Origin of the sequence: Streptomyces sp. NPDC097107 (assembly GCF_044762405.1) — a bacterium.
GTDB lineage: Bacteria > Actinomycetota > Actinomycetes > Streptomycetales > Streptomycetaceae > Streptomyces > Streptomyces thinghirensis.
On the sequence record NZ_JBIWEF010000001.1, the window covers coordinates 373,916 to 398,433 of the forward strand.

General features: G+C 72.6%; 26 protein-coding genes and 1 riboswitch. Of the genes, 10 read left to right on the forward strand and 16 right to left on the reverse strand.

Annotation, left to right across the window (positions count from 1 at the left end; translation table 11 throughout):
- Positions 1-10: 10 nt before the first annotated feature.
- The 6 genes from ACIQ1J_RS01750 to ACIQ1J_RS01775 form a co-directional block, all read right to left on the reverse strand.
- On the reverse strand, positions 11-1,045 hold the full coding sequence (locus tag ACIQ1J_RS01750) for a hypothetical protein (RefSeq protein WP_403553200.1): 1,035 nt from the start codon (positions 1,043-1,045) through the stop codon (positions 11-13).
- A 70-nt stretch (positions 1,046-1,115) separates the two neighbouring features.
- Positions 1,116-2,039 (reverse strand): methylenetetrahydrofolate reductase [NAD(P)H], encoded by a 924-nt coding sequence (metF, locus tag ACIQ1J_RS01755; protein ID WP_210958965.1) that lies wholly within the window; start codon positions 2,037-2,039, stop codon positions 1,116-1,118.
- Positions 2,040-2,145: 106 nt separating this feature from the next.
- Complete coding sequence (gene thiE, locus ACIQ1J_RS01760) at positions 2,146-2,802, reverse strand: thiamine phosphate synthase (RefSeq protein ID WP_210958963.1); 657 nt, start codon at positions 2,800-2,802, stop codon at positions 2,146-2,148.
- A 490-nt stretch (positions 2,803-3,292) separates the two neighbouring features.
- Positions 3,293-3,658: an Rv2175c family DNA-binding protein gene (locus ACIQ1J_RS01765; RefSeq protein WP_055416498.1), complete on the reverse strand. Its 366-nt coding sequence runs from the start codon at positions 3,656-3,658 to the stop codon at positions 3,293-3,295.
- Positions 3,659-3,735: 77 nt separating this feature from the next.
- Entirely contained in the window at positions 3,736-4,950 is a 1,215-nt protein-coding gene (locus ACIQ1J_RS01770; protein WP_403553790.1) for an NAD(P)/FAD-dependent oxidoreductase, read from the reverse strand.
- A gap of 109 nt (positions 4,951-5,059) precedes the next feature.
- Positions 5,060-5,410: a hypothetical protein gene (locus ACIQ1J_RS01775; RefSeq protein ID WP_403553203.1), complete on the reverse strand. Its 351-nt coding sequence runs from the start codon at positions 5,408-5,410 to the stop codon at positions 5,060-5,062.
- 52 nt (positions 5,411-5,462) lie between these two features.
- Positions 5,463-5,574: riboswitch (TPP riboswitch) on the forward strand.
- On the opposite strand from ACIQ1J_RS01775, the gene thiO reads away from it, so the two are divergent.
- The 4 genes from thiO to pknB all read left to right on the forward strand — a co-directional run bounded on the left by thiO (position 5,572) and on the right by pknB (position 9,952).
- Positions 5,572-6,804, forward strand: coding sequence for a glycine oxidase ThiO (gene thiO, locus ACIQ1J_RS01780; RefSeq protein WP_403553205.1), 1,233 nt, complete (start codon positions 5,572-5,574; stop codon positions 6,802-6,804). (Overlaps the previous riboswitch by 3 nt.)
- Positions 6,801-7,001 carry a sulfur carrier protein ThiS gene (gene thiS / locus ACIQ1J_RS01785; protein WP_121746565.1) on the forward strand — a complete coding sequence of 67 codons (201 nt, stop codon included), beginning with the start codon at positions 6,801-6,803 and terminating at the stop codon, positions 6,999-7,001. The genes thiO and thiS overlap by 4 nt, the downstream gene beginning before the upstream one ends.
- 2 nt (positions 7,002-7,003) lie before the next feature.
- Positions 7,004-7,801 (forward strand): thiazole synthase, encoded by a 798-nt coding sequence (locus ACIQ1J_RS01790; RefSeq protein WP_403553208.1) that lies wholly within the window; start codon positions 7,004-7,006, stop codon positions 7,799-7,801.
- Between the two features lie 195 nt (positions 7,802-7,996).
- On the forward strand, positions 7,997-9,952 hold the full coding sequence (pknB, locus tag ACIQ1J_RS01795) for a Stk1 family PASTA domain-containing Ser/Thr kinase (protein WP_403553210.1): 1,956 nt from the start codon (positions 7,997-7,999) through the stop codon (positions 9,950-9,952).
- 352 nt (positions 9,953-10,304) lie between these two features.
- On the opposite strand, the gene ACIQ1J_RS01800 is transcribed toward pknB, so the two are convergent.
- Positions 10,305-10,481: a hypothetical protein gene (locus ACIQ1J_RS01800; protein ID WP_403553212.1), complete on the reverse strand. Its 177-nt coding sequence runs from the start codon at positions 10,479-10,481 to the stop codon at positions 10,305-10,307.
- A 96-nt stretch (positions 10,482-10,577) separates the two neighbouring features.
- Between ACIQ1J_RS01800 and ACIQ1J_RS01805 the strand changes: the two genes are divergently transcribed.
- A complete protein-coding gene (locus ACIQ1J_RS01805) occupies positions 10,578-11,462 on the forward strand; it encodes a deoxyribonuclease IV (protein ID WP_403553214.1) in 885 nt (294 codons plus the stop codon).
- 26 nt (positions 11,463-11,488) lie between these two features.
- Here ACIQ1J_RS01805 and ACIQ1J_RS01810 read toward each other — a convergent pair whose 3' ends face one another.
- A complete protein-coding gene (locus ACIQ1J_RS01810; RefSeq protein ID WP_403553216.1) occupies positions 11,489-12,136 on the reverse strand; it encodes a sulfite oxidase-like oxidoreductase in 648 nt (215 codons plus the stop codon).
- A gap of 192 nt (positions 12,137-12,328) precedes the next feature.
- Between ACIQ1J_RS01810 and bfr the strand changes: the two genes are divergently transcribed.
- Positions 12,329-12,832 (forward strand): bacterioferritin, encoded by a 504-nt coding sequence (gene bfr / locus ACIQ1J_RS01815; protein WP_121746574.1) that lies wholly within the window; start codon positions 12,329-12,331, stop codon positions 12,830-12,832.
- A gap of 36 nt (positions 12,833-12,868) precedes the next feature.
- Here bfr and ACIQ1J_RS01820 read toward each other — a convergent pair whose 3' ends face one another.
- Entirely contained in the window at positions 12,869-13,102 is a 234-nt protein-coding gene (locus tag ACIQ1J_RS01820) for a bacterioferritin-associated ferredoxin (RefSeq protein WP_210958947.1), read from the reverse strand.
- A 163-nt stretch (positions 13,103-13,265) separates the two neighbouring features.
- Entirely contained in the window at positions 13,266-14,618 is a 1,353-nt protein-coding gene (locus ACIQ1J_RS01825; protein WP_403553219.1) for a class II 3-deoxy-7-phosphoheptulonate synthase, read from the reverse strand.
- Positions 14,619-14,904: 286 nt separating this feature from the next.
- Here ACIQ1J_RS01825 and ACIQ1J_RS01830 point away from each other — a divergent pair, with 286 nt between their 5' ends.
- Complete coding sequence (locus tag ACIQ1J_RS01830; protein WP_071528813.1) at positions 14,905-14,961, forward strand: trp operon leader peptide; 57 nt, start codon at positions 14,905-14,907, stop codon at positions 14,959-14,961.
- Positions 14,962-15,077: 116 nt separating this feature from the next.
- Positions 15,078-16,961: an anthranilate synthase family protein gene (locus ACIQ1J_RS01835; RefSeq protein WP_403553221.1), complete on the forward strand. Its 1,884-nt coding sequence runs from the start codon at positions 15,078-15,080 to the stop codon at positions 16,959-16,961.
- Here ACIQ1J_RS01835 and ACIQ1J_RS01840 read toward each other — a convergent pair.
- From ACIQ1J_RS01840 to ACIQ1J_RS01860, 5 genes are all read right to left on the reverse strand, one after another.
- Positions 16,913-17,908, reverse strand: coding sequence for a 2-hydroxyacid dehydrogenase (locus tag ACIQ1J_RS01840; protein ID WP_210958941.1), 996 nt, complete (start codon positions 17,906-17,908; stop codon positions 16,913-16,915). The genes ACIQ1J_RS01835 and ACIQ1J_RS01840 overlap by 49 nt on opposite strands.
- A gap of 184 nt (positions 17,909-18,092) precedes the next feature.
- Positions 18,093-19,121, reverse strand: a complete 1,029-nt coding sequence (locus ACIQ1J_RS01845) for a 6-phosphofructokinase (protein ID WP_210958939.1) — start codon at positions 19,119-19,121, stop codon at positions 18,093-18,095.
- Positions 19,122-19,173: 52 nt separating this feature from the next.
- The gene (locus tag ACIQ1J_RS01850; RefSeq protein WP_210958937.1) at positions 19,174-19,851 is read right to left on the reverse strand and encodes a response regulator transcription factor; all 678 of its coding nucleotides are present in this window, start codon (positions 19,849-19,851) and stop codon (positions 19,174-19,176) included.
- On the reverse strand, positions 19,848-21,092 hold the full coding sequence (macS, locus tag ACIQ1J_RS01855; protein WP_403553224.1) for a MacS family sensor histidine kinase: 1,245 nt from the start codon (positions 21,090-21,092) through the stop codon (positions 19,848-19,850). Before macS ends, ACIQ1J_RS01850 begins: the two co-directional genes overlap by 4 nt.
- A 46-nt stretch (positions 21,093-21,138) precedes the next feature.
- Positions 21,139-21,927, reverse strand: a complete 789-nt coding sequence (locus tag ACIQ1J_RS01860) for a lysophospholipid acyltransferase family protein (RefSeq protein ID WP_403553792.1) — start codon at positions 21,925-21,927, stop codon at positions 21,139-21,141.
- Positions 21,928-22,150: 223 nt separating this feature from the next.
- Here ACIQ1J_RS01860 and ACIQ1J_RS01865 point away from each other — a divergent pair, with 223 nt between their 5' ends.
- Together ACIQ1J_RS01865 and ACIQ1J_RS01870 are read left to right on the forward strand one after the other, a co-directional pair.
- The gene (locus ACIQ1J_RS01865) at positions 22,151-22,954 is read left to right on the forward strand and encodes an alpha/beta hydrolase (RefSeq protein ID WP_403553226.1); all 804 of its coding nucleotides are present in this window, start codon (positions 22,151-22,153) and stop codon (positions 22,952-22,954) included.
- Positions 22,947-23,651: a hypothetical protein gene (locus ACIQ1J_RS01870; protein ID WP_403553228.1), complete on the forward strand. Its 705-nt coding sequence runs from the start codon at positions 22,947-22,949 to the stop codon at positions 23,649-23,651. The genes ACIQ1J_RS01865 and ACIQ1J_RS01870 overlap by 8 nt, the downstream gene beginning before the upstream one ends.
- Before the next feature lie 38 nt (positions 23,652-23,689).
- Here the strand turns inward: ACIQ1J_RS01870 and ACIQ1J_RS01875 are convergent, their stop codons facing one another.
- Positions 23,690-24,445 carry an endonuclease/exonuclease/phosphatase family protein gene (locus ACIQ1J_RS01875; RefSeq protein WP_403553230.1) on the reverse strand — a complete coding sequence of 252 codons (756 nt, stop codon included), beginning with the start codon at positions 24,443-24,445 and terminating at the stop codon, positions 23,690-23,692.
- Positions 24,446-24,518 lie beyond the last annotated feature (73 nt).

Below are 24,518 nucleotides of genomic sequence, written 5' to 3' on the forward strand. Positions count from 1 at the left end.
TGAGACAGCGTCAGAAGCGGTACTGCTCGTCGTAGCCCTGACCCTGGTCCTGCGTCTGGCCGTTGCCCTGGTACGGATACGTCTGCTCCGGCGGGAGTTCGCCCCCGTAGGGGTCGTCGGTGCTGCGCTGCTGCGGCACCCACACCCCGCCGGCCGGGGTCTCGCCGCCGGGCGTGCCGGTGGCGTACTGGTCCTGCGCGTAGCCCTGCTGGCCGTACTGCTGTCCGCCGGTCGTGTCGTAGGAGCCGGTGTCGTACGACGCCCCGCCGTAGGTGTGGGTGCCGATGTACGGGTCGGAGTAGGCGGCGTACTGCTGCTGGCCGCCGGTGTCGTAGCCGTACCCCTGCTGCCCGTAGCCCGAGTAGTCGTAGGCGTATGACTGATCGGCGCCCTGCGCGGCCGCGGCCGGTGCCTGCTGGTCCTGGGCGTAGCCGGCGTCGGCGTACACGCCGTACGAGCCGGTGTCGTCCGGCATGGGCTGCGGCTCGTGGACGGCGGTGGTCTCCGCGGCCGGGGGGTCGGCGGGGCGGGCCGGGGTGAAGACGTCGTCGCGGTCGTAGTCGTCACGGTCGTAGTCGTCACGGCCGTAGTCGTCACGGCCGTAGTCGTCACGGCCGTACGCGTCGCCGCCGTAGGGCGGACCGTCCTGACCGGACGCGTGGCCCTGCGCACGGTCGTCGTAGACGTCGTGGTCGCCCCGGCCGCCCTCGGCCGCCTCGAGCCCGGCGACCTCCAACGTCGGTGCCTGGCGGCCCCGTTCGGGACGGCCGCGCCTGCCGACGAGGCTCGCCGGGGCGTTGACCGCCCACCCGGCCTCGAAGCCGCGGCGGAACGACAGCGTGACGTAGGTCTGGCCGACGGCGAACGCGGCCGTCCCCAGCCCGATGACGATCACGTTCGACATGAGCACACCGGCCACGACACCGACGAAGCCGCCGAAGGCGAGCAGCCGCCAGCGCAGCCGCGCCTTGTACTGCAGCAGCACCTCACCGAGCAGCCACAGCGCGACGACGCCGAACGCGATGTAGAGGACCGTCCAGCCCATGTACGCCCCTCTCCCAGTGGCCGACACGCAGTGGCCGTTACGCAGTGTGTCGCAAATATGTGCGGCCGGTCTAGGCCCGCGGTGGGTGGTGCAGGCCCAGGTTCTCGTAGATTTCCAGGGTCGCCGTGGAGTTGTTGAGCGTGATGAAGTGCAGTCCGGGGACGCCCTCGGCCAGCAGCCGCGCGCAGAACTCCGTGGCGAACTCGATGCCAATGGAGCGTACAGCGGTCGGATCGTCCTTTGCTGTGAGGATCCGCTCTTTCAGCTCGGCCGGGAACGAGGCGTTGCTGAGCTTTGGCAACCTCTCCAGCATCTTCACACTGGTCACCGGCATGACCTCGGGGATGACCGGGGTCTCGCAGCCGGCCGCGGCGACCCGGTCGCGCAGGCGCAGGTAGGACTCGGGCTGGAAGAACATCTGCGTGATCGCGTAGTCGGCGCCGGCCCGGCACTTGTCGACGAAGTGCCGCACGTCCGTGTCCCAGTCGGCGGAGCGCGGGTGCATCTCGGGGAAGGCCGCGACGCCGACGCAGAAGTCACCCGACTCCTTGATGAGGCGGACCAGTTCGGCGGCGTAGGTCAGGCCCTCGGGGTGGGCGATCCAGTCGGCCGTCGGGTCGCCGGGCGGGTCGCCGCGCACGGCCAGCATGTTGCGGATCCCGGCGTCGGCGTACTGGCCGATGATGTTGCGCAGCTCGGCGACGGAGTGGTCGACGGCCGTGAGGTGTGCCACCGGGGTCAGTGTCGTGTCGGCGACGATCTGCTGGGTCTCCTTGACCGTCCCCGCGCGCGTGGAACCACCCGCGCCGTAGGTGACGGAGACGAAGTCGGGGGCGACCGCCTCCACCCGCCGCAGCGCGCTCCACAGGTTCCTCTCGCCCTTGGCCGTCTTCGGCGCGGAGAACTCGAACGAGTACGTCGTCTTGCCGGACGCGAGCATGTCGCGCACGGTGCGTGCGCGATCAGTCCTGGTGGATGCGGTTCCGAGGGCCATACGGGCAGGTTAGCCAGGGGGCGGCGGTCACCCAACCGGATGCGGGATATTTGTCCGCATTGTCGAGTTGTTGTCCACCCCTTGGACACATGCCACCGGCACCCGCCTATGCCTGCCGCAGTCGCTTCGTGAACTCGGCAGCGGCGGCGCCCGGATCGTCCGCCGCGGTGATCGCCCGGACGACCACGACGCGCCGGGCACCGGCCTCCAGCACCTCGTCGAGGTTGCCGAGGTCGATGCCGCCGATGGCGAACCAGGGGCGGTCCGTGCCGAGTGCGGCCGTGTGCCGTACCAGGTCGAGGCCGGGTGCGTGGCGGCCGGGCTTGGTGGGGGTCGGCCAGCACGGGCCGGTGCAGAAGTAGTCCACGCCGTCCTGGACGGCGGCAGCGGCGGCCTCGGAACCGGCGTGCGTGGAGCGGCCGACGAGGACGGCGTCGCCGAGGATCGCGCGGGCGGCGGGCACCGGGAGGTCGCCCTGCCCGAGGTGCAGCACGTCGGCGCGGGCGGCGTGGGCGACGTCCGCCCGGTCGTTGACCGCGAGGAGCTTGCCGTGCCGGGCGCAGGCGTCGGCGAAGACCTCGAGGTGCTCCAGCTCCTCCCCCGCCTCCATGCCCTTGTCGCGCAGCTGCACGATGTCGACGCCGCCCGCCAGCACCGCGTCGAGGAACTCGGGCAGGTCGCCCTGGCTGCGGCGGGCGTCCGTGCACAGGTAGAGCCGGGCGTCGGCGAGCCGGGCGCGGGCGGTCGCTGCGGTGTCGGGCATGCGGATGTCCCCCAGGTCGGTGGCGTGGGCCCGCGGCGGACCCCGCGGCCTTGGCTTGTGTCCCGAGGATACGGAGCGTGCCTCGCCACCGTCGCCTCGCGGCCCACCGGCACGGAGAGGCCGCCGCCCCCGGCCCCGGAATCAGAAGTCCGCCGCTCCCGAGAGCCGCGGACTCCCCCTCGTGCCACCGTCGCCTCGCGGCCCACCGGCACGGAGAGGCCGCCCCCGGCCCCGGAACCAGGAGGCCGCCGCTCCCGAGAGCCGCGGACTCCCCCTCGTGCCACCGTCGCCTCGCGGCCCACCGGCACGGAGAGGCCGCCGCTCCCGGCCACCGGAACCGGGAGAGCGCCGCTCCCGGTGGCCGCGGACTCCCCCTCGGCCCCGAGAAACACGGCGGCGGCGGGTCGCCGCCGTGGCGTACGGGACCGCGGGCCGTCGTGGCCGCCGGGGGCCGTTGCTCGCGGCCCGAACGCCGGGCGGGTCTGTCAGGTCAGACGGCGAGCGCCTGGGCGCGGCGCTTCACCTCCGTGCCGCGATTCTCGCTCAGCGCCTGGGCGGGCGTCCCGGGCAGGGTCTCGTCGGGCGTGAAGAGCCACTCCAGCATCTCCTCGGCGGTGAAGCCGTCGTCCCGCAGCAGCGTCAGGGTCCCGACCAGGCCCTTGACGACCTTGTCCTCGTCGATGAAGGCCGCGGGGATGTGCAGCGCGCGGTTCTCACCGCGCCGTACGGCGATGAGCTGGCCTTCCTTGATCAGCTGGCGTACGCGGGTCACCTCGACGCCGAGCATCTCGGCGATGTCGGGGACGGTGAGCCAGGCAGGCACGAGAGCATCGATCTTTGCGTCAATCTCGGTCACGTCCCAAGCCTGCCATCTGGCACTGACAGTCGGAAACCAGACCCGTCCGACCCGGGTCGCCGCACCCGGGCGGAGGGCTACGCCGCCGCCGCCTTCAGCGGCCTCGCCGGGTCGGCCAGCAGCCGCGGGTCCATCGTCGTGCCGGCCTGGATCACGCGTCTGCCCTGGGCCAGGTCCCGGGGACGGCCCACCGCCAGCAGGGCGACCAGGCGGTCCTCGCGCAGCCAGCAGACCGTCCAGGCGGGGCCCGACGGGTCGCCGCGCCACAGGGTGGTGTCGGTGGCCGTGTGATGACCGGCGTACTGGACGAAGCGGCCGAACTGCTCGGACCAGAAGTACGGCACCGGGTCGTAGGCCACCGGGGCCTCACCGACGGCGGCGCCGATGATGTTGGCGGCGACCGTGCGCGGGCCCTGGAGGGCGTTGTCCCAGTGGTGCACCAGGAGCCGCTCGCCGTAGCGGCCGGACGGGAAGGAGGCACAGTCGCCGACCGCGTAGACGTCCGGGACGGAGGTGCGCAGGCGGTCGTCGGCCAGGACGTCGCCGTGCGCGCCGAGGTCGATCCCGGAACCGGCGAGCCAGGCGGTGGCGGGCCGGGCTCCGATGCCGACGACGACCGCGCCGGCGGGCAGCCGCGAGCCGTCGTCGAGGACGACGACGTGGCCGGGCGCGCCGGGTCCGCCGGGCTTCCCGGGACCGCCCGTCTCGACGCGCTCCACGCGCGCGTGGGTGCGCAGTACGGCGCCCGAGTCGGCGTACCAGCCGGTCATCGGCGCGGCGACCTCGGCGGGCAGAGCGCCGGCGAGGGGCCGGCCGGCGGCCTCCACGACGGTCACGGCGCAGCCCGCCTCCCGCGCGGCGGTGGCGAACTCGGCGCCGATCCAGCCCGCGCCGACGACCACGATGTCGTGCTGCCGGGCGAGCACCGGCCGCAGCCGTTCGGCGTCGTCCAGGGTGCGCAGCAGGTGCACTCCGGGCACGCCCTGCGCACCGGGCAGCCGGATCGGTTCGGCGCCGGTCGCGAGGACGAGGAGGTCGTACGGCACAGGTCCGTCGGAGGTGTCCAGGACGTGCGCGCGGGGGCGGACGCCCAGGGCCTCGCAGCCGAGCCGCAGGCTGATGCCGAGCGCCTGGAAGTCGACGTCGAAGGCGGAGCCCTCGGCCGTGCCGAGCAGGACGGCCTTGGACAGCGGGGGACGGTCGTACGGCTGGTGCGGCTCCGCGCCGATCAGGGTCACGGTGCCGGTGAAGCCCTGCTCCCGCAGGGCGACCGCGGTCTGCACGCCCGCCATGCCGGCGCCCACCACGACCACGCGGCGCTCCGCGTCCGCTCCCCGTTCCCGGGTCTGCTCCTGCGTCTGCTCGCTCACCTGATCACCTTAGACACCGGCACCTGGTCGGTCAGTGCCCGTGCGCGGTGACCTGCTCCACAACGCTCGTCCCGCTGCCCCGCTGCGACTCCCACTCCCAGGCCTCGTCCAGGCGCACCCGCCCGTCCGGCAGCTCGGCGACGGTCGACACGCAGTGTCCCGACGACGTGCTTCCGTCGGTCTTGAGCTGCACGTACCGGAAGTCGAGGCGGTCGCCCTCCCTGGTGCCCACCAGCCGCCCCCGGACGACGTCACCGCCCGCGTACTCGGCCCATACGGCGCCGTCCTGCTCGTGATAGGTGAAGCGGGTGCGCGTACCCACCTGGCCGGGCGCCTGGTCGGCGACGGGGGCGAGAACGAGACCGTCGAGTGAACGCGCCACGGGCGGAGGCTCCCTTACGAGTGCGATGTGCTGCGGGCTAGGGTGGCCAACGTAAAGCACTCGCGGGAGCCCGGACGCACCGGGCTGAGAGGGAGGCTGGCGGCCTCCGACCGTACGAACCTGATCCGGGTCATGCCGGCGAAGGGAGGGGCTGGACGCCCATGTCGTCACCACCGACTTCCGCTTCCGTGTCCGGAGCCGCCGCGAGGCCCGCGTCGTCGCGTACGCCGGACGTCCTCGTCGTCGGCGGCGGGATCATCGGCCTGGTCACTGCCTGGCGGGCCGCGCAGCGCGGGCTCGCCACGGCTCTCGTGGACCCCGAGCCGGGCGGTGGGGCCGCCCAGGTGGCCGCCGGGATGCTGGCCGCCGTGACGGAGCTGCACTACGGCGAGCAGACGCTGCTCGCGCTGAACCTCGCCTCGGCCCGCCGCTACCCGGAATTCGCGGCCGAGCTGGCCGACCTGACGGGCCACGACCTCGGTTACCGCCGGTGCGGCACCCTCGCCGTCGCGCTGGACGCCGACGACCGGGCCCACCTGCGGGAACTGCACGCGCTCCAGCAGCGGTCGGGCCTGGAGTCCGAGTGGCTGTCGGGGCGCGAGTGCCGGCGCCTGGAGCCGATGCTCGCGCCGGGCGTGCGCGGGGGCCTGCGGGTGGACGGCGACCACCAGATCGACCCCCGCCGCCTCGCCGGCGCGCTGGTGGCCGCCTGCGAGCGCGCGGGCGTCGTCTTCCACCGGGTGTGGGCCGACCGGCTCACCGTCGGGCGCGGCGGCGAGCGGGCCACGGGTGTCGTCACGGCCGACGGCACCGCGCTGGAGGCCGGGCAGGTGGTACTGGCCTCAGGCAGCCTGAGCGGGCGGTTCACGGGCGTCCCCGAGGACGTGCTGCCGCCGGTGCGGCCCGTGAAGGGGCAGGTGCTGCGGCTGACGATGCCGCGGACGCACGGGCCGCTGCTGAACCGGACGGTGCGTGCCGTGGTGCGCGGCAACCCCCTCTACCTGGTGCCCCGGGAGAGCGGCGAGCTGGTCGTCGGCGCCACCAGCGAGGAGCTGGGCTGGGACACGACGGTGACCGCGGGCGGCGTCTACGAGTTGCTGCGCGACGCCCACGAGCTGGTCCCCGGCATCACCGAGCTGCCTCTGGTGGAGACCCGGGCGGGCCTGCGCCCCGGGTCCCCGGACAACGCCCCGCTGCTCGGCCCGACCGGGCTGGCGGGCCTGCTGCTCGCCACCGGGCACTTCCGCAACGGCGTCCTGCTCACCCCGGTCACCGGCGACGCCATGGCACACGTCCTGACCACCGGGGAGCTGCCGGCGGAGGCCCGCCCCTTCACCCCCCGGCGCTTCGGCGCCGCTCCCGCACTCCAGCGACTCTCGGAGCAGCCCGCATGAACATCTCCGTCAACGGCGAGCCGCGCCAGGTGGCTCCCGGCACGGCCCTGGACGCCCTGGTGGGCACGCTCACCGCGGCGCCGTCCGGTGTGGCCGCCGCCCTGAACGAAACCGTCGTCCCGCGCGCGCAGTGGCCCGCCACCGCGCTGGCCGACGGCGACCGCGTCGAAGTCCTCACCGCCGTCCAAGGAGGCTGACCATGGCCGACGATCCCTTCGTCCTCGGCGGTACGTCCTACGGGTCCCGCCTGATCATGGGCACCGGCGGGGCGCCCAGCCTCGACGTGCTGGAGCGCGCACTCGTGGCCTCCGGGACCGAGCTGACGACCGTCGCGATGCGGCGCGTCAACGCCTCGGTGCACGGGTCCGTGCTGTCGGTGCTCGAGAAGCTCGGCATCCGGGTGCTGCCGAACACGGCCGGCTGCTTCACCGCCGGGGAGGCCGTCCTCACCGCCCGCCTCGCGCGCGAGGCCCTCGGCACCGACCTCGTGAAGCTGGAGGTCATCGCCGACGAGCGCACCCTGCTGCCGGACCCGATCGAGCTGCTGGACGCGGCGGAGACGCTGGTCGACGACGGGTTCACGGTGCTGCCGTACACGAACGACGACCCGGTCCTGGCGCGGAAGCTGGAGGACGTCGGGTGCGCCGCGATCATGCCGCTCGGTTCGCCGATCGGGTCGGGGCTGGGCATCCGCAACCCGCACAACTTCGAGCTGATCGCGGAGCACGCGGGTGTGCCGGTGATCCTGGACGCGGGGGCCGGTACGGCGTCGGACGTGGCGCTGGCGATGGAGCTGGGGTGTGCGGGTGTGATGCTCGCCTCGGCGGTGACGCGGGCGCAGGAGCCGGTGCTGATGGCGGAGGGGATGCGGTTCGCCGTGGAGGCGGGGCGCTGTGCGCGGCGGGCGGGGCGGATTCCGCGGCGGCGGTTCGCCGAGGCGTCGTCTCCCGCGGAGGGCCTCGCGGCGCTGGATCCGGAGCGGCCCGCTTTTCAGTAGTCCCGGGTTGTCCTGGCGTTTCGTCTCCCACCCACGCGCCGCCCGTTTCCAGTCGGACAAGTGGGCCTCGCCCGCGGGGGTACGTCGCCGTCGGCGGCCGGCCGTGCGTGGGAAGCGTCACAGGTGCGCTGCAGTACCGCACCCGATCGTCGGCGACGACGCCGGGTGTCCGTGGTGGCTCGTAGACTCACCTGCGTGGACACGACCCTTCAGGACCCTCTCGTCGGGCAGGTGCTCGACGGCCGGTACCGCGTCGAGGCGCGGATCGCGGTGGGCGGGATGGCCACGGTCTACCGGGCCGTGGACACCCGCCTGGACCGCGTGCTCGCGCTGAAGGTGATGCACCCGACGCTCGCGACCGACGCCACCTTCGTGGAGCGGTTCATCCGCGAGGCGAAGTCGGTGGCCCGGCTCGACCACCCCAACGTCGTACAGGTGTTCGACCAGGGGGCCGAGGGGGCGTACGTCTACCTGGCCATGGAGTACATCGCCGGCTGCACCCTGCGTGACGTGCTGCGCGAGCGCGGGGCGCTGCGGCCGCGGGCCGCGCTGGACATCCTGGAGCCGGTGCTGGCCGCGCTCGGCGCCGCGCACCGGGCCGGATTCGTGCACCGGGACATGAAGCCGGAGAACGTCCTGATAGGCGACGACGGCCGGGTCAAGGTCGCCGACTTCGGCCTGGTCCGGGCCGTGGACACGGTCACCAGCACCACCGGCTCCGTCCTCGGCACCGTCTCGTACCTGGCGCCCGAGCAGATCGAACACGGCACCGCCGACCCCAGGGTCGACGTGTACGCCTGCGGCGTCGTCCTGTACGAGATGCTGACCGGCGGCAAGCCGCACGACGGGGACTCCCCCGCCCAGGTGCTCTACAAGCACCTGCACGAGGACGTGCCGCCGCCGTCGGCCGCCGTGCCGGGGATGGCGTACGAGCTGGACGAGCTGGTCGCCTCGGCGACCGCGCGCAACCCGGAGATCCGGCCGCACGACGCCGTGGCGCTGCTCTCGCAGGCCCGCCAGGCGCGCGGGGCGCTGAGCGCGGACCAGCTGGACGCGGTGCCACCGCAGGCGCTCGCCGCGGAGCACGACAACGCCGAGGACCGCACGAGCGTGATCCCGCGCGCGCTGACAATGCCCCGGCCGCTGCCCGTCGACGAGGACGAGGCCGGCGGCCACGGTGGCGCCGGGTTCCCCGCGGACGGGATCCACCGCACCAGCCGGCTGGCGGCTCCCCCGCCGGCGCCGCCCCGGCGCCGGCGGCCGGAGCTGCGGCGCGGCCCGCTGACGATCGTCGTGGCCGTACTGCTGGTGCTCGGCGTCGGCACGGGCGTCTGGTACATCAACTCCGGCCAGTTCACCAAGGTGCCGCCGCTGCTGTCCAAGACCGAGGCGCAGGCCCGGGACCGGCTGGAGGACTCCGGGCTGGACGCAGGCACGGTCCGGCACGCTTACAGCGACACCGTGGAGCGCGGCAAGGTCATCAGCACCGACCCCGGAGTGGGCACCCGCATCCGGAAGAACGACTCCGTGTCGTTCACGATCTCCGACGGCCCCGACACCGTGAAGCTGCCGGACGTCCAGGGCTACAAGCTGGACCGGGCCCGGACCGTGCTGAAGGACGAGGGGCTGGAGCCGGGCATGGTGACCCGGGCGTTCAGCGACGAGGTCCCCAAGGGCTTCGTGATCTCCACGAAGCCGAAGACGGGCACCACGGTGCGCTCGGGCTCGGCGGTCGCCCTGGTCGTCAGCAAGGGCAGCCCGATCGACGTCCCGGACGTCACCGGCGACGACCTGGCCGACGCGCGGGCCGAGCTGACGGAGGCCGGCCTGAAGGTGAAGGTCGCCGAGGAGCAGGTGAACTCCGAGTACGACAGGGGTCAGGTCGCCCGGCAGACGCCTGACCGGGGCAGCCGCGCCGCCGAGGGCGACACGGTGACGCTCACGGTGTCCAAGGGCCCCGAGATGATCGAGGTCCCGGACGTGGTCGGCGACAGCGTGGACGACGCCAAGCGGACGCTGAAGGACGCCGGCTTCCAGGTGGACGAGGACCGCGGCCTGCTCGGGCTGTTCGGCGACACGGTGAAGGACCAGTCGGTCGACGGCGGGGACACGGCTCCCAAGGGGTCGACCGTCACCATCACGATCCGCTGACGAGGCGGCCCGCCGGCCGGAGAGCGGGCGGGGCCGGCCGGCGCACACCGCGAGCGGTCGACCAAGCCGAACAAGTGGTCAACCAGCCCCGCATCAAAGGCTCTTGCCCTCTCTGTTTCCCACAGCGGGGACCGCTACTGTGCGGCTCCGCAGACGGTCGGGGGGAGGGCGTCCGGGGGCGGACCCGGTGGTGCGGACGGCCGTCACCGACGGCTGGCAGGTGAGCATCCTCGGCCCCGCCGGGAACCCGGTCGGCGGAGGGGTCTTCGTCCCGCCCCGCTCCGTTCTGACCTGCGCCCATGTCGGGACGTCGGCCAGGGGCGGACGTCTTGGCACGACCCGCGCGCGACCGTCACGGTGACCGCCGGCAGCGGACTGAAGCGAGGACCTCGCCGAGCTCTTCCCGGGCACGCCGGACCACCGTGCTTCCGTCGACCGATATCTCCTGGAGGCCGTACACGTCCTCGTCGACGGGTTCGCCCAGGACCCGGCCGCCGTTCGGCAGCGCGAAGCCTACGACGTCCCCCATGCGCACCCTCGCCTGGGCTCGGCAGCGCCGGTGCGGTGGTGCGGTCGTACCCTGGTCCGGGGTCCGCCCACACGTCCTGGCATCCTTGGTCCGGTCATGAGTACCGCGTCTTCTTCCTCCCGTATGCCGCGCAACCCCGTCGGCGGTCACGTCCCCGTGGCCGGCGGCCTGCACTCCGTGGGCCTGTCCTACGCCCGTGAGCTGAAGGCGGAGGCCGTGCAGGTCTTCGTCGCCAATCCGCGCGGCTGGGCCACGCCGGCCGGCAACCCGAAGCAGGACGAGGCCTTCCGGGATGCCTGCGCGGCCGGGTCGCTCCCCGCCTACGTGCACGCCCCTTACCTGATCAACTTCGGTTCGCACACCGAGGCGACGGTGGAGCGGTCGGTGGAGTCGCTGCGCCACTCGCTGCGGCGCGGGCGGGCGATCGGCGCGCTCGGCGTGGTCGTGCACACCGGCAGCGCGACCGGCGGCCGGGAGCGGTCGGTGGCGCTGAAGCAGGTACGGGAGTACCTGCTGCCGCTGCTCGACGAGCTCACCCACGACGACGACCCGTACCTGCTGCTGGAGTCGACCGCCGGTCAGGGCGCCTCCCTGTGCTCGCGCACCTGGGACTTCGGGCCGTACTTCGAGGCGCTGGACGCCCACCCGAAGCTCGGCGTGTGCCTGGACACCTGCCACATCTTCGCGGCGGGCCACGACCTGACCGGCCCGTCCGGCATGCACCAGACCCTCGACCTGCTGGTGGACACGGTCGGCGAGGGCCGGCTCAAGCTGATCCACGCCAACGACTCCAAGGACGTGGCCGGGGCCCACAAGGACCGGCACGAGAACATCGGCGCCGGTCACATCGGCGAGGACCCGTTCCGGGCGCTGATGACCCACCCCGCGACCGAGGGCGTGCCGCTGGTCATCGAGACACCGGGCGGCAAGGAGGGGCACGCGGCGGACGTGGAGCGGCTGAAGAAGCTCCGCGACGGCTGACCCGCGGGGCCGTGCCGTGCGGGAGGTCAGAGCCCGGGGCCGTCCCCGGGCTCCTCCTGGTAGGAGTAGCGCTGCTCCTGCCACGGGTCGCCGATGTTGTGGTAGCCGCGTTCCTCCCAGAAGCCGCGGCGGTCGGCGGTCATGTACTCGATGCCGCGGACCCATTTCGGGCCCTTCCAGGCGTACAGGTGCGGGACCACCAGCCGGAGCGGGAAGCCGTGCTCGGCGGTGAGCAGCTCGCCGTCCTTGTGGGTGGCGAAAAGGGTGCGTTCGGCGGCGAAGTCGGACAGCCGCAGGTTCGAGCTGAAGCCGTACTCCGCCCACACCATCACATGGGTGACGGCGGGCGCGGGCGGGGCGAGGTCCAGGATCGTGGCGGCCGGAACGCCGCCCCACTCGGAGCCGAGCATGCTGAACTTCGTGACGCAGTGCAGGTCGGCGACGACCGTGGTGTACGGCAGGGCGGTGAACTCGTCATGGGTCCAGCCGTGCTTGTCGCCGTCGGCGGTGGTGCCGAAGACCCGGAACTCCCAGCGCTCGGGGCGGAACTTGGGGACCGGGCCGTAGTGCGTGACCGGCCAGCCGCGCTGCAGCCGCTGTCCCGGTGGGAGCTCGAACCGCGACGCTCCTTCCGGACCGCCTTCTCCCGATTCGTTTCCCGCCGGCTGACCCATGCCTCCATCCTGACAGACCCGGACCGATGCCCCTGACCCGCCCCGCTTACATTCGGGCAAACATGCACAAGCACCGACAATCACGACTAAGCCTGCACTTGCTTACTAAGTCGAGACTTACTGGACGATCTTCGATGCCGGTGCAATCATGCGGCGCAACACGCCAGTTCCCGTTCGAAGGAGCGTCAAGCGATGCAGGGCGACCCCGAGGTCATCGAGTTCCTCAATGAGCAGCTGACCGCCGAGCTCACGGCGATCAACCAGTACTTCCTGCACGCGAAGCTGCAGGACCACAAGGGCTGGACCAAGCTCGCGAAGTACACGCGCGCGGAGTCCTTCGACGAGATGCGCCACGCGGAGGTGCTCACCGACCGCATCCTGCTCCTGGACGGCCTGCCGAACTACCAGCGGCTCTTCCACGTGCGGGTCGGCCAGAGCGTGACCGAGATGTTCCAGGCCGACCGGGAGATCGAGGTCGAGGCGATCGACCGGCTGCGCCGCGGCATCGAGGTGATGCGGGCCAAGAACGACATCACGTCGGCCAACGTCTTCGAGGCGATCCTCGCCGACGAGGAGCACCACATCGACTACCTGGAGACGCAGCTCGACCTGATCGAGAAGCTGGGCGAGTCGCTCTACCTGTCGACGGTCATCGAGCAGGTCCAGCCGGACTCGTCCGGCCCCGGCTCGCTGTAGTCGGGCCGCTCGCCGCAGCCGGGCCGCTCGCTTGGACTAGGCCGCTTCCGGGAGCTCCACGAGGACCGGTTCCTTCTGGTCGGCCAGTTGCCGGCGGGGGCAGGCGCCGCGGCCGAGCAGCGCCTGGATGCGCCGCACGCAGCCGCCGCAGTCGGTGCCGGCCTTGCAGGCGGAGGCGATCTGCCGGGGCGTGCAGGCGCCGGCTTCCGCGTGGCCCTTCACCTGTTCCTCGGTGACACCGAAGCAGCTGCAGACGAACACGCGGTTCACCTCCCGAGCGGGGTACAAGGCCTGCCGTACCGACGACCGGAAGGCCCGGCTGGTCGGTGAGGCAAACCTAACCTTACCCACCACGCAAGGTCGGCAAAAGTGGAGGGGGCGCGGATCGTGTGTGACCCGCGCCCCATTCACCGCCCCCAGCGGGGGCCGACCGTCACTGGTCCCGGTACATCTCCGCCACCAGGAAGGCCAGGTCGAGCGACTGGCTGCGGTTGAGCCGCGGGTCGCAGGCCGTCTCGTAGCGCTGGTGCAGGTCGTCGACGAAGATCTCGTCGCCGCCGCCCACGCACTCGGTGACGTCGTCGCCGGTCAGCTCCACGTGGATGCCGCCCGGGTGGGTGCCGAGCGACTTGTGGACCTCGAAGAAGCCCTTGACCTCGTCGAGCACGTCGTCGAAGCGGCGGGTCTTGTGGCCGGAGGCCGCCTCGTAGGTGTTGCCGTGCATCGGGTCGGTGATCCAGGCGACGGTCGCGCCGGACGCGGTGACCTTCTCCACCAGCTCGGGGAGCTTGTCGCGGACCTTGTCCGCGCCCATGCGGACGATGAAGGTCAGCCGGCCCGGCTCACGCTCCGGGTCCAGGCGCTCGATGTACTGGAGCGCCTCCTCGGCCGTCGTCGTCGGGCCGAGCTTGATGCCGATCGGGTTGCGGATGCGCGAGGCGAACTCGATGTGCGCGTGGTCCAGCTGCCGGGTGCGCTCACCGATCCACACCATGTGCCCGGAGACGTCGTACAGCTGCCCGGTGCGCGAGTCGACGCGGGTGAGCGCCGACTCGTAGTCGAGCAGCAGCGCCTCGTGCGAGGAGAAGAACTCGACGGTCTTGAACTCCTCCGGGTCCGTGCCGCAGGCGTGCATGAAGTTCAGCGCCTGGTCGATCTCCCGGGCGAGCTGCTCGTAGCGCTGGCCGGAGGGCGAGGACTTCACGAAGTCCTGGTTCCAGGCGTGCACCTGGCGCAGGTCGGCGTAGCCGCCGGTGGTGAAGGCGCGCACCAGGTTCAGCGTGGACGCCGACGCGTGGTACATGCGCTTGAGCCGCTCGGGGTCCGGGATCCGGGCCGCTTCGGTGAAGTCGAAGCCGTTGACGGAGTCGCCGCGGTAGGTCGGCAGCGTCACGCCGTCGCGGGTCTCGGTCGGCTTCGAGCGCGGCTTGGAGTACTGGCCGGCGATGCGGCCGACCTTCACCACGGGCACGGAGGCGGCGTACGTGAGGACGGCGCCCATCTGGAGCAGCGTCTTCAGCTTGTTGCGGATGTGGTCCGCGGACACGGCGTCGAAGGCCTCGGCGCAGTCGCCGCCCTGGAGGAGGAACGCCTCTCCCTTGGCGACGGCCGCCATCCGGGCGCGCAGCTGGTCGCACTCGCCCGCGAAGACGAGCGGCGGATACGACTCGAGGTCCGCGATCACTGCGCGCAGAGCCTCGGTGTCGGGGTACTCGGGCTGCTGCGCCGCGGGCAGGTCTCGCCAGGTGTTGCCGGCGCTCGGGCCGGTCTTAGCGTTCACGGTCACCCCTCAACCCTACGGGGTCCCGTCATCCGGTTTTCGTACGGCTCGACAGGTGAGACGGCGCCCCGGTGCGGGCGGCGGGGCGGCGGGGGTTGGTCGCCTCACGCGCCTTCGAAGTTCGAACCACGGACGTCTCACATCCATACCGCGCGCATTGCCTGAGCCGGAGCAGGATCGGCGGCGGCCGGAACACGTACGACATGATCGCCCGACGCCGTTCGGCGCCGTTGCACGTGCCGGGATTCGGGACGTGCCGCGGCGCCGCGGGCGATGCGCTAAGGTCGGCCGCATGTTCGCGCATTCGACCCAGAACTGGTGGTGGACCGCTCATCCGGCGGCCCACTGACTGCGCGTGACGAAAGACTTCGCGAAGGCCGCCCGAGGGGCGGCCTTCGGTGTTTTCGCGACCGGGCCGTTCCTCCCACCGAGAGTCTCGACGAGAGACCGAGAGGGACACCGATCATGACATCGCTCGACGGCCTCCTGGCCGACCCCCGCCCGTTCGCCCTGCTCCGCCGCCGCACCCCGGGCCGTGATCACGACACCGTGGAACTGCTGCTCGGCCCGGTGACGGAGCACGACAGACTCGCGGGCCTGCCCGACGAAGGGCTGGCGCTCGTCCCCTTCCGGCAGATCCGCGAGCGCGGCTTCGACGTCCGCGACGACGGCACACCCCTGCTGGTGCTGACCCCCGAGGAGCGGCACGACATCCCGCTGGCCGACGCCCTCGCCGCCCTCCCCGCGCACGACGTCCGCGTCGAGGGCGGCGGCTTCAACGTCGGCGACGAGGAGTACGCGGAGATCGTCGGGCGCGTGCTGGACGAGGAGATCGGGGGCGGCGAGGGCGCCAACTTCGTGATCCGGCGGACGTACGAGGGGCGGGTCCCGGGGTTCGGGCGGGCCGACGCGCTGGCACTGTTCCGGCGGCTGCTGGAGGGCGAGCGGGGCGCGTACTGGACGTTCGTGGTGCACACCGGGGACCGGACGCTGGTCGGGGCCAGCCCCGAGGTGCACGTGCGGATGTCCGGCGGCACGGTCGTCATGAACCCGATCAGCGGGACGTACCGCTACCCCGCCGAGGGCCCGACCCCCGAGCACCTGCTCCGCTTCCTCGCCGACGGCAAGGAGATCGAGGAGTTGTCGATGGTGGTCGACGAGGAGCTCAAGATGATGTGCACCGTCGGCGACATGGGCGGCGTGGTCGTCGGGCCGCGGCTGAAGGAGATGGCGCACCTCGCGCACACCGAGTACGAACTGCGCGGCCGCTCCTCACTGGACGCGCGGGAGGTACTGAAGGAAACGATGTTCGCGGCGACGGTCACCGGGTCGCCGGTGCAGAACGCCTGCCGGGTCATCCAGCGGCACGAGGCCGGCGGGCGCGGCTACTACGCGGGCGCGCTGGCACTGCTCGGGCGGGATTCCGGCGGCGCCCAGACGCTCGACTCCCCCATCCTCATCCGTACCGCCGACATCGACGCCGCCGGACGGCTGCGGGTGCCGGTCGGCGCCACGCTGGTGCGGGGCTCGGACCCGGCGGGCGAGGTCGCGGAGACCCACGCCAAGGCGGCCGGGGTGCTGGCGGCGCTGGGCGTACGTCCGTCCCGGCCGCGCGCGGAGGCCGGGCGGCCGAAGCTGGCCGACGACCCGCGCGTGCGGGCGGCGCTGGACGGGCGCCGGGCCTCGCTGGCGCCGTTCTGGCTGCGGATGCAGGAACCGTCGGACTCGCTGGAGGGGCATGCCCTGGTCGTCGACGCGGAGGACACCTTCACGGCGATGCTCGCGCACCTGCTGCGTTCCTCGGGGCTCACCGTGAGTGTGCGGCGCCACGACGAGCCGGGGCTGCGCGAGGCGGTGCTCGGGCACGAGGGCCCGGTGGTGCTGGGGCCCGGCCCGGGTGATCCGGCCGACCCCGCCGATCCCAAGATGCGCTCCCTGCGCGCCCTGACCGCCGAAGTGGTCCGGGGGAACCGGCACGGTGTCCTCGGCGTCTGCCTCGGGCACGAGCTGATCGCGGCGGAGCTGGGGCTGGACACCGTCCGCAAGGAGGTGCCGTACCAGGGGGCGCAGACGGAGATCGACCTGTTCGGGCGGCGCGAGACCGTCGGCTTCTACAACAGCTTCACCGCGCGCTGCGACGACGAGACCGCCGCGGAGCTGGCCGCGCACGGGGTGGAGGTCAGCCGCGCCGACAACGGCGAGGTGCACGCGCTGCGCGCCGCGAGGTTTGCGTCGGTGCAGTTCCACCCGGAGTCCGTGCTGACGCTGAACGGCGCCGCGATCGTGCGGGAGCTGGCCGGTCAGCTGCGCGGCACGAGCACGTTCTCCGAGCGGCGGCCCTCCCGGTAGTCGAGGACGTTCTGCACCGTGGCGTCGACGATCTGGCCGACGGCGTCCTCGGTGTAGTAGGCCTGGTGCGAGGTGACCAGGACGTTCGGGAAGGTGACGAGGCGGGCCAGGGTGTCGTCGGCGATGGCCTCCAGGGACTTGTCGAGGAAGAACAGGCCCGCCTCCGCCTCGTACACGTCCAGGCCCACGCCGGTGAAGCGGCCCGCGCGCAGCTCGCCGACGAGCGCGGCGGTGTCGATCAGGCCGCCGCGGCTGGAGTTGACCAGGACGGCGTCGTCCCGCATCGACTTCAGGGCGGCCCCGTCGATCAGGTGCCGGGTCTCCGCCATCAGCGGGAGGTGCAGGGTGACCAGGTCGGACTGGGCGAGCAGCTCGTCCTTGGGGACGTAGCGCATGCCCAGCTCCATGCAGGCGGGGTTCTCGGCGACGTCCCAGCCGAGCAGCCGCATGCCGAAGCCGTGGGCGATCCGGGCGAAGGCCTCGCCGATCTTGCCGGTGCCGAGGACGCCGGCGGTGCGGCCGTGCATGTCCCGGCCCATGAGCCCGTGCAGGCGGAAGTCGAAGTCCCGGGTGCGGGTGGAGGCACGCACGATACGGCGGTTGACGGCCATGGCGAGGGTCCAGGCGAACTCGGCGACCGAGTACGGGGAGTAGTACGACACCCGGGCGACGGTCACGCCGAGCCGCCCCGCCGTGTCCAGGTCGATGTTGTTGAAGCCGGTGGAGCGTTGGGCCACCATCCGGGTGCCGCCGGCCGCGAGGATCTCCAGGACGCCCGCGCCGAGGTCGGCGTTGACGGACGTGGAGACGATCTCGTGGCCGGCCGCGATGGGGGCGGTGTCCTCGTTGAGGAAGACGTCGAGGCAGCGGATCTCGTGGTGGCCGTGGAAGGCCCGCTCGATCAGCGGCTTCTCGTCGGCCTGGACGCCGAAGGCCAGGATCTCCATGACCGCTCCCGTTCTGCTGGGCTCCGGGCTGCTGCTGGGCTCCGGGCCGAATATACGGCGCCGCGCCCGGAACCGCCGGTCAGCGGCCAGCCGCCAGCCGTCAGCCGTCAGCGGCCAGCGGCCAGCCGTCAGCGGCCAACGGCCAACGGCCAACGGCCAACGGTCAGCGGTCAGCGGTCAGCGGTCAGCCGAAGAAGACACCGACCTCCTCGTACAGTTTCGGGTCGACCGTCTTCAGCCGGGCCGTGGCGTCCGCGATCGGGACGCGGACGATGTCCGTGCCGCGCAGGGCGACCATCTTGCCGAAGTCCCCGTCCCGGACGCAGTCGACGGCGTGCAGACCGAACCGGGTGGCGAGCCAGCGGTCGAAGGCGCTGGGGGTGCCGCCGCGCTGGACATGCCCGAGGACGGTGGTCCGGGCCTCGTTCCCGGTGCGTTTCTCGATCTCCTTCGCCAGCCACTCGCCCACTCCCGACAGCCGGACGTGCCCGTAGGAGTCCAGCGACTGGTCCTTGAGCACCATGTCGCCGTCGCGCGGCATCGCCCCCTCGGCGACGACGACGATCGGGGCGTACGAGGCCCGGAACCGCGAGGTCACCCAGGCGCAGACCTGCTCGGTGTCGAAGCGCTGCTCGGGGATGAGGATGACGTTGGCGCCGCCGGCCAGGCCGGAGTGGAGCGCGATCCAGCCGGCGTGCCGGCCCATGACCTCCACGACCAGCACGCGCATGTGGGACTCGGCGGTCGTGTGCAGCCGGTCGATGGCCTCGGTGGCGATGCCGACGGCCGTGTCGAAGCCGAAGGTGTAGTCGGTGGCGGACAGGTCGTTGTCGATCGTCTTCGGCACGCCGACGCACGGCACGCCGTACTCGTCCGCGAGGCGGGTGGCGACGCCCAGGGTGTCCTCGCCGCCGATGGTGATGAGCGCCTCGACGCCGAGCTTGGCGAGGTTCTCCTTGATGCGCCGGATGCCGTGCTCGTGCTGGAGCGGATTGGTGCGCGAGGAGCCGAGGACGGTGCCGCCCCGGGGCAGGATGCCGCGGACGGCCGGGATGTCGAGGCGGACGGTGTCGCCCTCCAGCGGACCGCGCCAGCCGTCCCGGAAGCCGACGAAGTCGTAGCCGTACTCCTGCACGCCCTTGCGGACGACGGCCCGGATGACGGCGTTGAGCCCGGGGCAGTCGCCGCCTCCGGTCAGTACTCCGACCTTCATCACGTAACCCCTTTGCCACGGTGGGTGGTTGGGGCCACTGTCCCGCGAGGGGTCAGGCGTCGTCCAGACCCCGTTCTATCGCGTACCGCACCAGCTCCACGCGGTTGTGCAGTTGGAGCTTGCCCAGGGTGTTCTGGACGTGGTTCTGCACGGTGCGGTGGGAGATGACGAGGCGCTCGGCGATCTGCTTGTAACTCAGGCCCTTGGCGACCAGGCGCAGCACCTCGGTCTCACGGTCGGTGAGCCGGGGCGCCCCGGGCTCGCCGGTCTCCGCGGCCGGGGCCGGTTCGGAGGCGAGGCGGCGGTACTCGCCGAGGACCAGCCCGGCCAGTCCCGGGGTGAAGACCGGGTCGCCGAGGGCCGTGCGGCGCACCGCGTCCTGCAACTCCTCGGTGGAGGCCGACTTCAGCAGGTATCCGGTCGCGCCGGACTTCACCGCCTCCAGCACGTCGGCGTGCTCCCCGCTCGCGGAGAGTACGAGGACGCGCAGCTTCGGGTCGGCGCCGACGACCTCCTTGCAGACCTGGACGCCGGGCTTGCCGGGCAGGTTGAGGTCGAGCACGAGGACGTCGGGCGCGGCGGCCCGGGCACGGCGCACCGCCTGGTCGCCGTCGCCGGCGGTGGCGACCACGTCGAAGCCGGACTCGGCCAGGTCCCGGGCGACGGCGTCGCGCCACATCGGGTGGTCGTCGACCACCATGACCTTGATCGGTTCCTGTCGCTCGGTCATCGGTCTGCCGCCTTCCCCCGCGCGGTGGTGCTGGTTTCCTGAGCTGCCTTGGGTGCCTTCAGTTCGACCTCGGTGCCCTGACCGGGCACCGAGACCAGCTCGGCCGTGCCGCCGAGTTCGCGCAGCCGGCCCCGGATGGACAGGGCCACGCCGAGGCGCCCCTCGCCCTCGGCCTCGGCGAGCCGCCCCTCCGGGATGCCGGGCCCCTCGTCGCGGACGGTGACGATCACCTCGTCCGGCTCGTCCTCGACCAGGATCCACGCGCGCGCCTGCTCACCGACGTGCTTGCGGACGTTGTCCAGGGCGGTGCCCACGGCGGCCGCCATCTCCCGTGCCGCGCGGGGGGCCAGCAGGACCGGCGCGCCCGGTTCGGCGAGGTTCACGAGGGAACCGGCGTACGGGGCGAGCAGGGCGCGCAGGTCGACGGGGCCGTCGGGATCGTCCCGCTCCGGTTCCTCCACCGCGCGTACGAGGGCGCCCTCGGCGGCGTCCTCCGACACCCGGGAGACGGGCACCAGACCGCCCGAGACCAACGTGCGCAGCGCCACCTCCTGCTCACCGGCCATCCGGCCCAGCTCGGCCGCCTCGCCACCGATGACGGCGCCGCGCCGCTGCACCATCGCCAGCACCTGGAGCACGCTGTCGTGGATGTCCCGGGCGAGCCGCTCCCGCTCCCTGGTCGCCGCCTCGATCTCCAGGGCGCGGGCGAGGGTGCGCTCGGAGGCGCGGGCGACCTCGACGACGTAGCCGATGGCGATGGCGGCGACCCAGACGAGGATGACGTTGTGGACGGTGTCGCGGGCGGGGCTGCCGCGTTCGACCAGGTTGGCGACGGCGACGAGGGTGGAGGCGACGGCCGCCCAGCGCCAGCCGCCCTTGATGGCGAAGGCCAGGACGGAACCGGCGGTCCATATCGACGGCAGGGTCGGGCCGCCGTCCATGACCCGTTCGTGGGCGTCGGCGAACGGCGTGAGCAGGATGCCGGTCAGCGCGATGGTGAGGTCGGCGGCGAGGAACCGCTTGGTGCAGCCGGCCGCGCCCGCGACCTTGGGAAGGGTCGCCAGGGTCCAGACGAAGAGGACGGCGTAGTAGGCGACGGCGAGCCAGGGGCGGGCGAAGCCGGAGTAGGCGGTCGTGAAGAACCCGATCGCGTACAGCATGGTGAGCACGCGGTAGCCGGCGAGCGCGCGCCACAGCGGCTGCTCGACCGACATCCTCATGACTCTCTCGCGCCTGGCCATGTCCCCCCGTCCCCGGCCCGTACGGTGCGCTCCCTGTCCCCGGCCGCTACCGGTCGTCGGCGGACCGCTCCCGCTCGGCCGCCGCCTTCTCCTTGGCGGTCTGTTCCTTCTCCGCCTGGGCGAGCGCGGCCTTCGCGGCCCTGCCCGCCTCCTTCTCGGCCTTCGCCGCCTCCGCGATCTGCCGCTTCATGGCGGTCGCGTACATGTCGACGTACTCCTGGCCGGAGAGTTTCATGATCTCGTACATGACCTCGTCGGTCACCGCGCGGAGTACGAAGCGGTCGTGCTCCATGCCCTGGTAGCGGGTGAAGTCCAGGGGCTTGCCGATACGGATGCCGGGCCGCATCAGCTTCGGCATCACCTGGCCGGGCGGCTGGATCTTCTCGGTGTCGATCATGGCGACCGGGACGACGGGCGCGCCGGTGGCGAGCGCCACGCGCGCGAGGCCGCCCGGCTTGCCCCGGTAGAGGCGGCCGTCCGGGGAGCGGGTGCCCTCGGGGTAGATGCCGAACAGCTCGCCCCGCTCCAGTACCTCCATGCCGCTCTTGATGGCGGCCTCGCCCGCACCGCGTGCCCCGGAGCGGTCCACGGGCAGCTGGCCGACCCCTTTGAAGAAGGCGGCCGTCAGCCTTCCCTTGACCCCTGGGGTGTTGAAGTACTCGGCCTTGGCGATGAAGGTCACCTTGCGGTCGAGGACGGCCGGCAGGAAGAACGAGTCGGAGAACGACAGGTGGTTGCTCGCCAGAATGGCGGGGCCGTCGGCCGGAATGTGCTCCAGGCCTTCCACCCAGGGCCGGAAGGCGAGCTTCAGCGAACCCCCGACGGTGACCTTCATCGCGCCGTACAACAAGCGAGTGCCTCCTGTGTCTGTGGGTCAGACCCTATCCCGGGGCACCGTCAATGGCCCCGACGGCCCTGGTCGGTGTCAGTGCGGTCGCGTACGGTGAAGTACCCGCAAGTACCGCACCCGCGCTTACGGCGCCCCGCACATACCCCACCCGCATGTACCGCACCCGCCGTGCCGGCTGTGCCGGCCCCTGACGACAGGAGACCGAGACGTGCCGGTCCTGCCCGGAGCCGAGCCGTTCCGCCACGAGGGCGGTGAGGTCGGCGTCCTCCTCTGCCACGGCTTCACCGGTTCCCCGCAGTCACTGCGCCCGTGGGCCCAGTACCTCGCCGCACGTGGTCTGACCGTCGCGCTGCCGCTGCTGCCCGGGCACGGCACGCGCTGGCAGGACATGCAGGTCACGGGCTGGCAGGACTGGTACGCGGAGGTGGACCGCGAGCTGCGTGCCCTGCGCGAGCGTTGCGCGCGCGTCTTCGTGGCCGGCCTGTCCATGGGCGGCGCGCTCGCCCTGCGGCTCGCCGCCAAGCACGGGGACGCGGTCTCGGGCGTCGTGGTGGTCAACCCGGCGAACCGGATGCACGGCGTGGCCCAGCACGCCCTTCCCGTCCTGCGCCATCTGCTGCCCGCGACGAAGGGCATCGCCAGCGACATCGCCAAGCCGCTCAGCTCGGAGCTGGGGTACGACAAGGTGCCGCTGCACGCGGCGCACTCGCTGCGTGCGTTCTTCCGTCTCACCGACGGCGACCTGCCGCAGGTGACCCAGCCGCTGCTGTTGCTGCGCAGTCCGCAGGACCATGTGGTGCCGCCGGCCGACTCGGCCCGCATCCTCGGCCGGGTGTCGTCGACGGACGTCACGGAGATCCTGCTGGAACAGAGCTACCACGTGGCGACGTTGGACCACGATGCGGACCGGATCTTCGCGGAGAGCGTCGCGTTCATCGGCCGGCTCGCGCCCGGTTCCGTCGGGGAGCCGGAGCCCGGTCTCGGCAAGGAAGGGACGGCCGCAGGTGGCTGAGCACGACTCCGACCGCGAGGACCGCGAGGAGCGCGAGGACCGCGAGGAGCACGGGGAGCGCGGGGAGCACGGGGAGCGGGACCTGGAGCGGGAGCGGGAGCACCGCGAGGGACGGGAGCGCGCGCCGGACCGCGCGGCGCCCGAGGAACAAGGGGTGCCCGTCGACGAGGACGCCGTCTGGGCCGCGATCGTCGCCGGGTACGGGGACGAGCCGCCGGACCCGCCGGGCGCGAAGCCGTTCAAGTCGGTGGAGGACCTGGCGCTGCTGGAGCCGGAGACCAACGACGACGAGCCCGAGCCGGACCGTCCCGCGGCGGACCGCCCGGCCTCCTCCCGGCCCCTGGGCGGCTCCGTGGCGTTCGCCCCGGGTGTCGGCCCGCGCGACCACTCCCTGGCCGAGCCCTCGGACGGCGATCCGGGCAAGGACGACGGTCTCGGCGAGGACGAGGAGGGTCACTTCGTACCGCCCGAGCCGCCCCCGCTTCCCGAAAGCGACCCCACCGCGAAGTTCGCCTGGCTGGGCGTGCTCGGCGGTCCGGTGCTGCTCCTGCTGGCGGTGGTGCTCGGCTGGGACATGACCTGGTGGCTGCAGACCCTCAGCATCGGCGGCTTCCTCGGCGGCTTCGCCACGCTGGTCATGCGGATGCGGACGGGCGACGAGGACGACGACGATCCGGGGCGGGGCGCGGTGGTCTAGCTGGGGGGATCGACCCGCAGGATCGCGCACGCGGCTCGTCAGCTCGCGGACGCGGCGGGTACGCGGAGGGCGGTCAGGACCGGGAGGTGGTCCGTGGCAGCCCTCAGATCGTCCTCGGCCACGCCGGGAAGCCCCAGCGGTACGCCGCAGCCCAGTACCTCGATGCCCTCCGTGACGAAGACCGCGTCGATGCGCCGGTCGGGGCCGGTGGCGGAGAAGGTGTACTCACTGCCCCAGGGCTCGGCCGTCCAGCAGTCCCGCAGGCCGTCGCCGAGCCGCCGGAAGGTGCGGCCGCCGGGGCGCTCGTTCAGGTCGCCGCCCGCCACGGCGTGCGTCACGCCCAGGCCGGCGAGCCGGTCGAGGAGCAGGCCGGCCTGCTCGTACCGCTCGTCCGCCTCCAGTGACAGGTGGCAGCTCAGGACGCCGAGGCGGGCCCCGCCGATGCGGACCACGGCGGTGGCCAGGCCGCGGCGGTGCCGGCCTGGACTGAGCGGGAGCAGCACGTCCTCGGTGCGCTCGGCGGTGGCCCGCAGGGAGCACAGCAGCGCGGGGCCGGCGGCGGGGGCGCCGCCGGAGAGGAGGACCAGCCCGGACGCGTCGGCGAGGCGGGTGAGCTTCTTGCGCCAGCGGAAGAAGCGGGGGGCCTCCTGGAGGAGGACGAGGTCCGGGGCGCAGGCGGCGATGACCCTGGCGAGGGCGTCGGTGTCGTCGCGCATCGAGCGGATGTTGTAGCTGAGGACCCGGATGACGGCGGAACCGTCGGGTTCGGTGCGGGAGTTGGGGAGCGGCTCCATGTGGATCAATGTACGCCCAACAGCTCGGGGCGCGGGGACCGTGGGCGACTGCCGGTTCGTCGTGGCTCGTCGC